1 protein-coding gene is annotated in these 16,232 nt (G+C 47.8%); it reads right to left on the reverse strand.

All coding sequences use genetic code 11. The annotated features are described in order from the left end of the window. Window positions 1-2 precede the first annotated feature (2 nt). Window positions 3-16,196 (reverse strand): SDR family NAD(P)-dependent oxidoreductase, encoded by a 16,194-nt coding sequence (locus tag SIO70_RS25810; RefSeq protein WP_320575652.1) that lies wholly within the window; start codon window positions 16,194-16,196, stop codon window positions 3-5. Between the last annotated feature and the right edge of the window lie 36 nt (window positions 16,197-16,232).

A 16,232-nucleotide genomic window follows, 5' to 3' on the forward strand; every position in this document is an offset into this window, starting at 1 on the left:
TGTTAGATTATTTGTTTCCAGAATTTATTTTTCTTTCCTGCAGTGTTGTTTTTATGATGTAACCCACTGTGATTATGTCCGGAAATGGCAGGTTGATTTCCCTGCAAACCGGATCTCATATTATAGCGGCGAAGTATGGGAACAGGCAATGGCGTGCGGCGTTTGGCATGTCCTGTCAACAGTTGCTCATCTGCGGCAGCTATAATGACATGTGCATTGGTACCTCCATCTGCGAAACAATTCAATGCTGCAATATTTCCTTTCCAATCCTGAAGTTCCCGGTTAAAGTAAAATGGAGTAGCTGACAGATCATAATGTGCTAATCCCTGCTGACCGGATAAAAAGGGCGCCTGCTGTTGATGCATCAGCATCAGCACCACCTTGATAAAACCGGCTATTCCTTCCGCACATAACGGATGGCCTATGTTGGGTTTTATTGAGCCCAGGCCACAGGCAGCAGTGCCTCCATATACGGCGGATATGGCCTTCAGTTCCAGCAGGTCAGTCACTTCCGAACCGGAACCATTGGCCTCTATATAACTGATGTCGCTGGCAGCGATGCCACTACGCAACAATGCGCGACTCATTACTTCTTTCTGTGCCTGCATATTGGGTGTAGCAGGACCTGCCGTTCTCCCATCATTATTGATCGCAATACCTTTGATGACAGCATAAATTTCATCGCCATCTTTCACTGCCTGACTTACCCGTTTGAGGATAACCGTACCGGCACCTTCTCCCAGTACTACGCCACCGGCACGCTGGTCAAAGATGTGGAAATGCCCATCGCTGCTTAACAGATTGCGCTGAGCAAATATCCGGTGGGCGTTATCCGTATCCAGCAATCCTACTCCTCCTACTAACGCCGCTTCTATTTCTCCGCTCTGCAATGCCTGCACCGCCAGGTTCATGCCTACCAGGGCTGATGAACACGCAGTATCCACCACCAGGGCAGGACCCCGTAAATCAAAAAAGCGGGAGATATTAGTTGCTAAATAATTGGGGCCTACCGCCATGATCGGGTTTTTGGCTTCCTGTAAAAGCTCGTCAGACGGACGGTGTTGGCTACGGCCTCCGATGTATACCCCAATTGGTTTTCCTTTGATGTCTGCCAAGGTATAACCCGCATGATGCCATGCAAACAAACTCTCTTCCAGCAACAACAAAGCCTGTGGGTCCATCGCCCTTGCATCTTCAGGAGATATCATAAAATAGGCCCCATCGAAGTAGCCCATCTTATCTATTAACCCTGCCACATGATCACTCTTATATCCCCAGCGTTCATAGGGCACTCCTGAAATTGCAGACCGTCCTTCAGACAACAAACGCCAGTAAGCGGCAAGGTTATCAGCTCCCGGAAAACGGCAGGATAAACCGACTACTGCAATCGCTTCTTCCTGCAACGGCTGCACTGAGGCAACAGAGACAGCAGCAGGCAAGGATACTACCGGCGCTTCCGCTAACTCCTGCAATGGCTGCATTGAAGCAACAGAGACAGCAGCAGGCAAGGATTCTACCGGCGCTTCCGCTAACTGCTCCATTGCTACCGGTTCTGGTGTTGTTAACAACGCTGACAGGGAGGCTGAATATTTCTTTTCCAGCCAACGTGACAACTCCTCTACACTGCTGTATTCCATTAATACAGAAGGGTCCAGTTGTTCGCCTAATTGTTTATTTATTTGTCCGAGAATTTGGGATAACAACACGGAGTCTACTCCGTAGTCGGGGAACGACCGGCTTATTTCAAAACGGCTCTTCTCTATTTTTAACTCGCGGGTAAATAATTCTGTTAGCCAATCTATTGTTGGCGTAATCTGGTCCGTTTTAACAACGGTTGTATTTTTTACCGCTACCGCCGTGGCTGCGGCTTCCCGGATCTGTGGTTTTACAGTAGCTACTTCCAGCAAACTACCAGGTGACCATTGCGATACATTCACAATCGCCGGCATAATCACAGGATGACTACCGTCAGCCAGGATATCATCCAGCAATGACAAACCAGCATCATTACTCAGACTCAGTAATCCCGTCTGTGCATATACGTTATTCTTTATCTCTCCCATCCCTGTCTCTTTCCAGCTGGGCCATTGAATACTTAACACAGGGAAACCTTCCTGATGGCCCTGCGCGAAGTAATCCATATAAGCATTGCCCATCGTGTAGTCACTTTGACCGGCACCTAATACCGGTATCTGTGATGAGACGGAAGAATACATCACAAAGAACTGTAACGGCTCCTCCCGCAAACATCCATATAATACCTCCAGGCCTTTTACTTTAGCAGACAAGACCGCGTTTATTCCAGCCTGGGTTTTCCTTATAAATGCAGGCGTTTCCGCGTCTATGATACCAGCCGCATGGATTACGCCACCGATCCGGCCATGGCGGCTTTTAACAGCCATCACCTGCGCAGATACTGCCGCAGCGTCCGTGATGTCTACAGTAAGAATTTCGACCGTAGCTCCCAGCGACTCCAGGTGTTGTATACCTTTTAGCTTCGACGCCTGTGCTCCGTTTGCCGCAATCACACGGGCCCACTCCTCACGTGCTGGCAGCACTTCACGACCACTTAGTACCAACCGGCGCACACCATAGTGCCGTACAAAATGTTCCGCACACAAATAACCTATCCCCCTGGTACCTCCTGTGATCCATAACACCTCATTTTCTCCGAAAACAATGCTCTTCTCCGCTTTGCTTTTCAGTGTTTGTTCCGTTAAAACACTTGTATAATATTGGCCCTCCCGGACACTGATTTCAGTATGGCCTCCGGCAAACAGATACGCTGCCGCTATCTGCTCCGCAACTACTGACACCGGCACTTCAGACAACACGTCCAGGTGGCAGGAACTTACCTGCCGGTATTCCGCGCCCAGCATGCGGTACAAACCCCCATGCAATGCTCCCGATACCTGAACTTTTTTGTTTCCATAACGCTCCAGGTCAAACGTCACGCCCAGTAAACGGATACCCTCCCGGGATTTTTCTTCTATATATTGCTGGATAACAGGTAACCAGTGCAGCCCTCGCATTTCCTGCGCTTCGCAGCCGGTAAGGTCAATCAGTCCCTCACTAGTTGCATCCCAGCGGCCAATATCTTCTATGCCGATAACGTCGCTGTTTACCAGCTGAGCGGCCACCGCTGCGCCTAATGAACGGGTGGCGGCGGTTACCAGGATCTGTATACGCCCTTTTCTCGCGCGCTGAGAACGGACAGACAAGGGTTGCCAGCTTTTCGTTAAAAAACGCGGCTCCCCGGTAGCAGCAATAACAGGGGCAGCTACCGTAGTTCCTTTCTTACTGAACCAGTAACGTTCCCGTGCAAAGGGATATGTAGGAAGACTCACCTTCTTCGCCATTCCGGATGGATATAAAAGATGCCAGTCCAGATGATATCCTTTCGTCCACAGCTCCAGTAACTTGCCGTACTTCCCTTTCCGGATCCAGCTGACTACACCCTGGTGAAAATCTTCATCAGTCAACAACCATAAACTCTCTTTATCTTTCTTCAACTGGCCCGTATAGAGATCTTCTATATCTTCTTCCCCGGCTATATATCGTTGTAATTTATCCGTGGCTTCTTCACGGGTGTGCACCAACATACCCATACGCTCTTCCATATCCTCACGGCCTGTTTGCAGCGTATAGGCGATATCCTGCAGCGACTCCCCTGACGGAGAGGTGAAGTAATGTAATAACCGCTCCGCATAGGCTTTTAAACGTTCTCCCGTACGGGCTGACAAGACCAGCATATATGGGCCGGCTGTGGATGCCGGTGAAGATGGCGTAACCCGGTATTCTTCTATCACCAGATGTGCATTTGAGCCTCCGGCGCCAAAAGAAGAGATTCCTGCACGCAGCGGGCATTCCTCCATACGGCCGTTCTTCTCCAATAAGGGCCGCTCCCACGGGGACAGCTCTTGCTGCACCACAAAAGGACTATTGCCAAAATCGATGTTAACGTTCAATACAGCCGAATGTAAAGACGGTACCAGTTGCCGGTGTTTTAGCTGGAGCAGGATTTTTGTCAGCCCCGCTATACCCGCAGCGCTCTCACAATGCCCAATATTGGATTTTGCTGAGCCGATGGCGCAAAATTGCTTATCTGACGTAAACTCCCGGAATGCTTTATTTAATCCGGCTATCTCTATCGGATCACCCAGGAAGGTGCCGGTACCATGAGCTTCTATATAGCTGATACTGCGGGGATCAACACCTGACTTTTTGAATGCATGGCTGATCACGCCAGATTGTGCTCCCGGATTGGGCACAGAATAACCATTGGTTTTACCGCCATGATTAACAGCACTGCCTTTGATAACACCGTAGATATGATCTCCGTCGGCAATAGCTTTAGACAATGGTTTTAACAACACCGCTCCTACGCCCTCCCCTGGCACATAACCATCTCCTCCTTCCCCAAAACTTTCGCAACGGCCAATACTGGAAACAAATCTTCCCTGACCCAGCATCAGGTATTTATTGGGGTGAACTGAAACATTCACACCGCCTGCTACCGCCGCCTCACAATCTCCCCTGATAATACTCTGGCAAGCCAGGTGAATGGCTGTCAGTGAAGAAGAACACATGGTATCAACAGCCAGGCTGGGACCATGAAAATTACAATAGTAAGATACCCGGTTAGCAACCGAGGATGGATTACCAGGGATGGCCAGCGGCCTGCCCTGAATTGTTTCCTGTGCCCCGTATAACTGGTACTCTTCATACATCACGCCCACAAAAACGCCGACATTGCCTTCCAGGCCATTGTTCCGGTTCGCCGCCAGCGTTTCACGGGTATAGCCTGCATCCTCCAGCGTGGCCATCACGCACTCCAGGAAAATACGTTCCTGAGGGTCCATTATTTCTGCTTCACGGGGGGAAATATTGAAAAATAAAGGATCAAACTGATCTACCCCCTCTATAAAACCACCCCATTTGCTATACGTTTTTCCAGGTTTATTTTTATCCGCATCATAATATAGACTGTGGTCCCATCTGTCTTTGGGTATCTCCGTAATACAATCCTTTCCTGTTTTCAGGTTGTTCCAGAAGGCTACTATATCAACTGCCTGGGGATATCTGCCTGCCAGTCCCACGATAGCAATATCCGTCTCTTCTGTTTCCTTCTCCTTCGCAGTATAATTAACGGGAGCACCTAAACGACGCTGCTTCCGTTTTATTACTTCCGGCGCGGTGGCAACATTCATTTCTTCGTTAGCAACAATCGCAACTGGTCTTTCTTTCGCCCCTGTTAAGCCTTGTAACTGATCCGGATATTGTTCTTTAAAATATCCCGCTATCGCTTCTATTGTCTGATATTCAAAAAACAACGTTCTCGACAAAGGGCCAAACACCTTCTCCAGCTCTCCCGTGAGTTTCAACACCATGAAAGAATCAATTCCATACTTCTCCATGGGCGCATGCTCATCCATTTCGTGGACAGACAGTTTCAATATCGCAGACAATAATTTCTTAAAATAAAGAATCGCTTTTTCAGTATCCGGTTTTGCCGTTGTAAGAGGCACTGTAGTCTCATGGAGCGGTATTTTTTCCTGTTGCACATTTGTAGTCTCACGGGGCTGTATTTTTTCCTGCTGCATATTTGAAAGGCTTATAGCAGCCTCCCGGATGGACCTGTATTCAAAGAAAGTTTTAGCTGATACTTCAATATGCAATACCGCCTGTAATTGATCGACAACGGTACCTATTAACACACGTTCTAATCCATACTCCAAAAATTCCGCGTCCGTATCAATCTCAGTGATGGGCACCTTCAATAGTTCTGCCACCTCATTCACCAAAAATGATAGTATTTTTTGTTGTCTTTTTTCTGTGGAAACGTTATCAGGAAGCGACTGCCCTGGTGCCACAGCAACAATCATGGCACGCGTAAACGTTGACATTATCCTGGTGACATCCCCCTCCAACACGACTACCTGATCATGATCCCCCGCCAGTATTTCATATAATGTGCGTATACCCGTGCTTGTTTGCAAAGGCTGCATACCCGTTTTTTCTGTCTGCAACTGTATCGTTGCTGCTGACAGCTGCATCCCGCCTTCTTTCCATAACGGCCAGTTAACTGAAACCGTACGGCCGCTGCAGATGCCTTTGCCCGCCAATTCATTGCGGTAAACAGCATAACGGTCCATGAAAGCATTACCCATCGCATAATCCGCCTGCCCCGCATTGCCCAGTACACCCGATACAGAAGAAAACAACACAAAAAGGTCCAGCTTCATTGCCCGGCTGCAGACATCCAGGTTCACCAGACCACTAACTTTCGCAGACAACACTTCCGATAACTCCGCTGCCGTTTTTTTAATAATAAAACTGTCGCGCAATACCCCCGCACCATGCAGGATGCCCGTCAGCCCTCCGTACAAAGACCGGATGGTGTTCATTAGCTGCTCACATGCTGCGCGATCACTGATATCTGCCGGTATATACGTTACCGTTCCCTGGGACTGCAGCGACTCCAATTCCTGCTGCTTTTCCCTGCCCAGGACAGAACGCCCGTTCAGCACTATTTTTACATCTTTACAAACACTCAGTATTTCTTTCGCAAAAAGTAATCCTACTCCGCCCATTCCTCCGGTGATCAGGTATACTCCTCCTTCCTTCCACGGAGCCATAGCATTATCCCGCGCGGATAATTCCTTCCATGACATTACTTCCGCCTGATTGCTGATGAAGCGGATATCATGAGCAGGTAAATACATGCTTTCTTTCAGCTGAGCTGCCAGCGTTGCCACCGGGACAGCAGTTGGTACAGCTATCAATTGCTCCTTCAGCAACGGATACTCCTGCCGGGCCGTCTTCAGCAAGCCAGACAAGGCCTGGAACAAAGCAGTTGCTCCTTCTCCGCATACTGCCAGCTGTACCAGTATTGGATCTTTTGTTGATGTTGTCTTTAATAATTTTTGTATTTGCGTAAACACCGTTGTTGCCATACCCGTAAATCCTTCCGCCGCACCTGCTGATGGAATCGATAATAAAGTACAGGCAACACCCGGTAAATACGAGGAGAGATCCGTAAAATCATTGTCTGCTGTATGGCAAACGATCACCTGATGTAATGCCGCTGCCGTATCTGCTGCCGGAGCTACCGACGTATCTGCCACCGGAGCTACCGACGTATCTGCTGCCGGAGCTACCGCCGTATCTGCTGCCGGAGCTACCGCCGTATCTGCCACCGGAGCTACTGCCGCCTTCCATTCGGGCACCAGCAACAACCTGCCCGGCCCCGCAGCCGCCTGAACCCCTTCTCTATCAAACACCCGGGAGGAATAACCTTTTAATGCTACGCATACTTTACCCGTTTCATCACAAACCGTGATGTCCAGTTTCTGTATTTTATCAGCTGCTCCGCTACCTTCACTATAGCGAATCAGGGCCCACATATCCGAACTGCACGGACCATATACTGCTACTTCCTGCAAAGCAAAAGGCAACATCGGTTTGGCGGGAATAGCGGTACCTTCCATGATCAGACCGATGGAAGACTGTAACGCTCCATCCAGCATACCCGGATGCAACGTGTAGGGAGCCGTACCTGTTGATCTTAGTTTTGCCAGCACCATCTGATCGCCGACATATATCTCTTTTATCGTCTGGTGCCCGGGACCATAATTAAGGCCTACCTGCCGGAATGATTCATAACAAACAGCAGAGGACAACAACCCTTGATCACAGGCAATACGCAAACCTTCAATATCCAGTACCGGAGGCGTCTCCGGCAATCCCGCCACCACTGTTCCCTGGCTATGTATCACCGGTTCTCCTGCCTCATCTTCACTATGTATTTCATAGCCTATCTGCCCATTATCTTCTTCGAAAACGCTGATATGCACTTCTTTTCCGCCAGGACCTGCCATCACTGGGCGTAACCATACTACATTTTCCAGCCGTACTCCAACGGCATCTTCCGCTCCAAGTGCCTGTACAACAGCCTCCCGGGCCATTTCAAGGTAGGCCACGCCTGGCAGCATACGATGGCCCTGCACAAGATGGTCTGCCAGGAAAAATTCATTCCCCGTAAAAAACGAGCTGAAACGTTGTTCAGATAACGTAGAGGTATTACGGTGAACAAGCGGATGAAGAGTACTTTGTGTGCCTGTTACAGGCAACGTATTGTTAGCTGGTATCCAGTAACGTTCACGGGAGAAAGGATAAGCTGGCAGGTTGATACGGCGGGGCAGGGCGCCATCATATAACCGTGTCCAGTCAAAAACAAAGCCTTTCACCCAAAGGTCCAGCAGCTTATCATACTTCATTTTAGCCACCCATGCACTAATAGTGGCCGCCATATCCTCATCGCCCGCATAGTCGTTAAATGATGCCTTCCCACGTTTTACCTGGCCCGTAAATACGTCCGCCAACCCTTTGGCGCCGGACAGATAACCACTTAGCTTTTGAACCAGGTCTTCCGCGGAAACGGCTATAATACCCAAACGTTCATCCATCGCATCTCTTCCCACCTGCAGGGTATATGCTATCTCTGACAACCGGGTATCATACTCCCTGTTATCCTTCAACAGTGCCAATAGCTGTGCAGCCCTTTCTTTCAGGCGCTGTTCGTTTTTAGCGGACAGAATAAATACGCCGGCCTGCCGGTTATTAATTTGAAAAGTAGAAGTGTCTGTGGCGCCAATATATTCTTCAATTACTACATGCGCATTAGAACCTCCAAAACCAAAAGAACTCACGCCTGCACGACGGGGAATTTCTTTTCCACGAGCATCTACCAGTCTGTTCCATACACGGTTTTCCTGCACTACATAAAAAGGAGTATCCTGGAGTTGTATAAAAGGGTTAATAGTATCGCAATGAAGCGTTTTAACCAGTGTTTTATGCTGTAGTTGCAATATCACTTTCATTACGCCGGAAATGCCCGCAGCCAGTTCTGTATGCCCTATATTCGTTTTAATAGACCCCAGACCACAATGCGGAACTGCTTTGTCATTAATTCCCGCGGCCTGGTACAGTTCTTTAAATGCGCCCTTCAATGCATTTATTTCAATAGGGTCTCCCAGCTCAGTGCCGGTACCGTGCGCTTCTATATAACTAACGGTGTCCGGAGAGATGCCCGCCTTTGTATACACCGCTTTCAGCAATTCCATTTGTGCTTTAGGATTAGGAGCGGTAAGTGAATTAGCTCTTCCCCCGTGGTTTTCAGCGGTACTTCTAATGATTCCATAAATATGGTCATTGTCTTTCTCTGCGGCACTAAGTCTTTTTAAGAAGATCATCCCGACAGCCTCACTTCTTACATATCCATTTGCCTTACTGGAAAAAGTTTTACATCTTCCATCTTCACACAACATGCCCGCCTTGTTAAAACTTATATGCGCCTCGGGTGTAAGAATGGTATTGATACCACCTACTACCGCCATATCGCAGGAGCCTGCGTTAATAGCCTCCATCGCCCTGTGAATAGCTATCAAAGAGCTGGAGCAGGCGGTTTCTATCGGTTCGCTGGGGCCGTGAAAATTTAGAAAGTAACTCATCCTGTTAGGCCCTACGGAAGGCGCCATACCTGTAGAAGAATATCCTTCAATGGGAATATTGGCCTGCGAAATCATGGTATTATAACCACTGCATGCAGTAGCGACAAAAATACCGGTTTTAGACCCTGATAAGCTTTGAGCGGCATAACCGGCATCTTCTATGGCCTTCCATACATACATCATCAGCAATCGTTGCTGGGGGTCCATAAATTCTGCTTCCCTGGGAGAGATACCAAAAAAGAGCGGGTCAAATTCCTCCATTCCTTCAATAAATCCACCCCATTTGATATTTGTTTTATTTGATTCATTTAATGGATTCCCATAATATTCCTTCCAATCCCACCTGCCTAATGGAATTTCTCCGATACAATCTTTTCCTTTATAAAGATTCTCCCACAGTTCCTGTACATTATCTGCCATAGGAAACCTGCCACTAATACCGATGATAGCCAATGGCTCCGGCCCTTCCTTTCTTGCAGGAGGCTCGGGGTGCCGGGAAACAAAATACTGTTTGCGTTTTCCTGTTTGAAAACTGGTAGGTTCCTTAGTCGCCGCTACTTCATCAACAATATCCACCCGCTCATCCTGCACAACTAATTTTGCAGCAAAAACAGTAGTATGTTCTTTCTCCAGATAAGCGGACAGCTCGTCCAGTGTAGAATATTCAAAAAATACAGCTGGTGTAATACCCAGGTCATATTCATGGTTAAGCCTATTCGCCAGTTGGGTAAAACTAATGGAATCAAAACCATACTCACTCAATTCTGCGTTGCCTTCAATATTTTCTTCATCCACTTTTAACAACACAGATACCAATTGTATCAATATCTTTTTCACTTCCTGCTGCAAACCAGCTTTAATCAACGCTTCAGTGACAACAGGAACAGGCTGCTTTTTAGGTGAAGTTGTACCTAGAAAAACAGGCATTACTTTTTCTTTTATCTTCCGGATATTGCCTTCCAACACGACTACCTGATCATGATCCCCCGCCAGTATTTCATATAATGTGCGTATACCCGTGCTTGTTTGCAAAGGCTGCATACCCGTTGTTTCTGTCTGCAACTGTATCGTTGCTGCTGACAGCTGCATCCCGCCTTCTTTCCATAACGGCCAGTTAACTGAAACCATACGGCCGCTGCAGATGCCTTTGCCCGCCAATTCATTGCGGTACACAGCATAACGGTCCATGAAAGCATTACCCATCGCATAATCCGCCTGCCCCGCATTGCCCAGTACACCCGATACAGAAGAAAACAACACAAAAAGGTCCAGCTCCATTGCCCGGCTGCAGACATCCAGGTTCACCAGACCACTAACTTTCGCAGACAACACTTCCGATAACTCCGCTGCCGTTTTTTTAATAATAAAACTGTCGCGCAATACCCCCGCACCATGCAGGATGCCCGTCAGCCCTCCGTACAAAGACCGGATGTTGTCCATTAGCTGCTCACATGCTGCGCGATCACTGATATCTGCCGGTATATACGTTACCGTTCCCTGGGACTGCAGCGACTCCAATTCCTGCTGCTTTTCCCTGCCCAGGACAGAACGCCCGTTCAGCACTATTTTTACATCTTTACAAACACTCAGTATTTCTTTCGCAAAAAGTAATCCTACTCCGCCCATTCCTCCGGTGATCAGGTATACTCCTCCTTCCTTCCACGGAGCCATAGCATTATCCCGCGCGGATAATTCCTTCCATGACATTACTTCCGCCTGATTGCTGATGAAGCGGATATCATGAGCAGGTAAATACATGCTTTCTTTCAGCTGCGCTGCCAGTGTTGCCACCGGGACAGCAGTTGGTACAGCTATCAATTGCTCCTTCAGCAACGGATACTCCTGCCGGGCCGTCTTCAGCAAGCCAGACAAGGCCTGGAACAAAGCAGCTGCTCCTTCTCCGCATACTGCCAGCTGTACCAGTATTGGATCTTTTGTTGATGTTGTCTTTAATAATTTTTGTATATGCGTAAACACCGTTATTGCCATACCCGTAAATCCTTCCGCCGCACCTGCTGATGGAATGGATAATAAACTACAGGCAACACCCGGTAAATACGAGGAGAGATCCGTAAAATCATTGTCTGCTGTATGGCAAACGATCACCTGATGTAATGCCGCTGCCGTATCTGCTGCCAGAGCTACCGACGTATCTGCTGCCGGAGCTACCGCCGCTTTCCATTCGGGCACCAGCAACAACCTGCCCGGCCCCGCAGCCGCAGCCGCCTGAACCCCTTCTCTATCAAACACCCGGGAGGAATAACCTTTTAATGCTACGCATACTTTACCCGTTTCATCACAAACCGTGATGTCCAGTTTCTGTATTTTATCAGCTGCTCCGCTACCTTCACTATAGCGAATCAGGGCCCACATATCCGAACTGCACGGACCATATACTGCTACTTCCTGCAAAGCAAAAGGCAACATCGGTTTGGCGGGAATAGCGGTACCTTCCATGATCAGACCGATGGAAGACTGTAACGCTCCATCCAGCATACCCGGATGCAACGTGTAGGGAGCCGTACCTGTTGATCTTAGTTTTGCCAGCACCATCTGATCGCCGACATATATCTCTTTTATCGTCTGGTGCCCGGGACCATAATTAAGGCCTACCTGCCGGAATGATTCATAACAAACAGCAGAGGACAACAACCCTTGATCACAGGCAATACGCAAACCTTCAATATCCAGTACCGGAGGCGTCTCCGGCAATCCCGCCACCACTGTTCCCTGGCTATGTATCACCGGTTCTCCTGCCTCATCTTCACTATGTATTTCATAGCCTATCTGCCCATTATCTTCTTCGAAAACGCTGATATGCACTTCTTTTCCGCCAGGACCTGCCATCACCGGACGTGACCATACTACATTTCTCAACCGTACACCAACGGCATCTTCCGCTCCAAGTGCCTGTACAACAGCCTCCCGGGCCATTTCAAGGTAGGCAACACCAGGCAGCATACGATGGCCCTGCACAAGATGGTCTGCCAGGAAAAATTCATTCCCCGTAAAAAACGAGCTGAAACGTTGTTCAGATAACGTAGAGGTATTACGGTGAACAAGCGGATGAAGAGTACTTTGTGTGCCTGTTACAGGCAACGTATTGTTAGCTGGTATCCAGTAACGTTCACGGGAGAAAGGATAAGCAGGCAGGCTGATACGGCGGGGCAGGGCGCCATCGTATAACCGTGTCCAGTCAAAAACAAAGCCCTTCACCCAAAGGTCCAGCAGCTTATCATACTTCATTTTAGCCACCCATGCACTAATAGTGGCCGCCATATCCTCATCGCCCGCATAGCCGTTAAATGATGCCTTCCCACGTTTTACCTGGCCCGTAAATACGTCCGCCAACCCTTTGGCGCCGGACAGATAACCACTTAGCTTTTGAACCAGGTCTTCCGCGGAAACGGCTATAATGCCCAAACGTTCATCCATCGCATCTCTTCCCACCTGCAGGGTATATGCTATCTCTGACAGCCGGGTATCATATTCCCTGTTATCCTTCAACAGCGTCAATAGCTGTGCAGCCCTTTCTTTCAGGCGCTGTTCGTTTTTAGCGGACAGAATAAATACGCCGGCCTGCCGGTTATTAATTTGAAAAGTGGAAGCATCTGTGGTATCAATATATTCCTCGATAATGACATGGGCATTAGAACCTCCCGCGCCAAAAGATGAAATCCCCGCTATCCTTGGATACTCCCTGGTAATGCCGTCTATTTCTATCACTGGCCGTTCCCAGCTTGTCAATTCCTGCGCAACGACAAACGGTGTTTTTGAAAAATTAATATCCGGGTTTAATACAGCGGCATGCAAACTGGGAGCAATCTGTTTTGCTTTCATTTGCAATAGTACCTTTGACAATCCCGCTATGCCGGCAGCCGCTTCCAGATGGCCTATATTGGACTTTGCCGCCCCCAGCATACAAAACTGATTTTCGCCGGTATCTTTTCTGAAAGCCTGCTCAAGGCCTGTTACTTCAATGGGATCGCCCAGTGCGGTTCCCGTGCCATGTGCTTCTATATAACTAATTGTTCTGGCATTAATACCTGCCCGCTCTATGGCCGAACGAATAAGCTGCCCCTGCGCTACCGGGCTAGGCACCGTATAACCATTTGTTTTCCCACCATGATTGATGGCAGAGCCCTTGATAATACCATAAATATGATCACCATCTGCCTCTGCCTTCGACAACCGCTTTAACAACACCGCTCCTACACCTTCTCCTGGAACAAAACCATTGCCGTTGTTACCAAAACTTTTGCATTTACCATCTACCGATAGCATTTGCTGGGAGCACAATGCTACATAACAGGCGGGATGCAGATAAAGATTAACGGCGCCAGCTATAGCTATTTCACATTCATTGTCAAGAATATGCCGGCAAGCTTCATGAATAGCGGTAAGGGAAGAAGAACACATGGTATCAACCGGCATACTCGGCCCTTTAAAACCCAAAAGGTAAGAAACACGATTTGCAACAGACCCGAAAGAGGTATGCGGAAATACAATATTTCCCGCCCTCCATTGGTCAGGCCCATACAAATCGTACCCTGTTTTGGTAACACCCGCAAATACACCAACATTTGACTGGTACATGGTTTCCAGTTGTTCCCTGGTATAACCGGCATCTTCCAATACGTTCCAACACGACTGAATAAACAATCTTTCCTGCGGATCAATATTCATAGCCTCTTTAGGCGATATATTAAAAAACAACGGATCAAAATCGGCGTACCCTTCCAAAAACCCGCCCCATTTGCTGTAGCTCATATTAGTAAGGGCGGCATCCTGTTTGTTTTCATTAAAAAAACCATCCAGCGACCAACGATCCTTTGGTATTTCAGTAATACAATCTTTACCAGATTTTAAATTTTCCCAGTAAGCTTTCATATCCGCAGCTCCCGGATAACGCCCACTTAAACCTATAATCGCAATTTGTTCCTTCAGTTGTTCTTTTTCACGAACAACGTTTTTTGCCTTTTTCTTAGCAAAAGATGTCAGCACGGAAAAGTTTTTCTCTTCCCGCTGATCATTGGCCGGAGCTGGCTGAACACGATCGTTTTTGTTATTCAATCCCGTCCAGATGATACATTGATGGGAATATGCCGTTACCAGGTATTCCGACAATAACTGCAGGCTATTATATTCAAAAAACAATGTCTTCGATAATTCACTGAATATGGTGGCCAGTTTCTTATTCAACTGGTTAATCATGAGTGAATCTATTCCATAATGTTCCAGCGGAGCGCGCGCGTCAATAATGTCCTGGTCCAGTTTTCCGACTTCGGCAAAAAGCGCGGTCAGCTGACTTAATGTTTTTTCCCGGAGCAATGCCTGATCTATTGTTTCACCAGGTATTTCCACCTGGCCAATATGAGATTTCATAATTGTTGAAATAAATTGTTTGCGTATAGCAATTACATCTCCTTCCAATACCATTACCTGTTCGGAGGCAGCCGTCAGCACACGGTATAATGCCTCGATACCAGTGGCATTTTTTAATGGTATAATACCGGTAGTTTCCTGTAGAAATTGAATACTATGCGGGTCCATCTGCATCCCACCCTGTTCCCATAAAGGCCAGTTAACGGTTATTGTTCTGCCTTTCCTGATCCCTTCCCGCACAAGATGGTTGCGGTAAACCGCATACCTGTCCATAAAAGCATTGGCAGTAGCATAGTCTGCCTGCCCTATATTGCCTAACAATCCGGAAATAGAGGAGAACAACACAATAAAATCGAGCGGCATTGCAGCCGTGGCTTCGTCCAAATGAACAAGCCCCCTCACCTTGGCAGACATTACCTCCTGAAATTCCGCTACTGATTTTTTAATAATGAAATTATCACGGTTCACGCCTGCCACATGCAGAATACCGGTTAATCCCCCATATATTTTGCTGATCTTCTCTATTAACAACTCAGTATCTGTACGGCTGGTTATATCTGACTGTATATACACTACCTCACCAAGCAACTCCAGCGCCGACAACTGCTGTTGTTTATCTGCATCAGGGTGTGAACGCCCCGTGAGTACGACCTTTGCATTTGTACCTGCTTCCAGGATTTCTTTTGCTACAATGAGCCCCAGTCCTCCCATTCCGCCTGTAATAAGGTATACACCTCCTTTTTTCCAGGGAATCGTCCTTTTATCATTAACCACCAGGTTATCCCATGAAAGCACCTGTGGCCTGTTTCCTTCAAAACGGATTTCATTTGCTTCCAGAGACATCGCTTGCCGGATCTTTGTTGCTATTACGACCGGCACATCCGCTGAGGCCACCGTTATTACCTGCCCTTTCAAACGTGGATTTTCCAGCTGCGCCGTCTTTAACAACCCAGACAATCCTGATACAACCGCCGTCGTTGCATCGTTGCGCAGTACTATCTGCAACAATACCTTGCTGTTCGATTTCTCCTGCAGGATCTGCCTGACTTCATTAAAAACAGTGATGACATAGTCTTCATACTGCGAGGCCATTTGTAATGCGGTCGATCTCAGTGTCCGGCATTCAGCCCCTTCCAGTTCCGCTTCGACAGCACTGCAGCATAACTCTTCCCCTTCACAAAACAATATCAGCTGTTTATCATGGGCAGCAGCGATATCATCAGCATTTTCAATAGTCTTCCAATATGATTGAAGCAATAATAAGCTCCCCGTGTAATCTGAAATTTCTTGCCTTTTCATCCTAAATCTTCATTTGATTAATAAACAATTCGTAAT

Source organism: Chitinophaga sancti (assembly GCF_034087045.1).
GTDB lineage: Bacteria > Bacteroidota > Bacteroidia > Chitinophagales > Chitinophagaceae > Chitinophaga > Chitinophaga sancti_B.

Excerpts from the sequence above, each read along its gene's own strand:
- SIO70_RS25810 (WP_320575652.1), bottom strand. The coding sequence starts at position 16,196 with ATGAAAAGGCAAGAAATTTCAGATTACACGGGGAGCTTATTATTGCTT.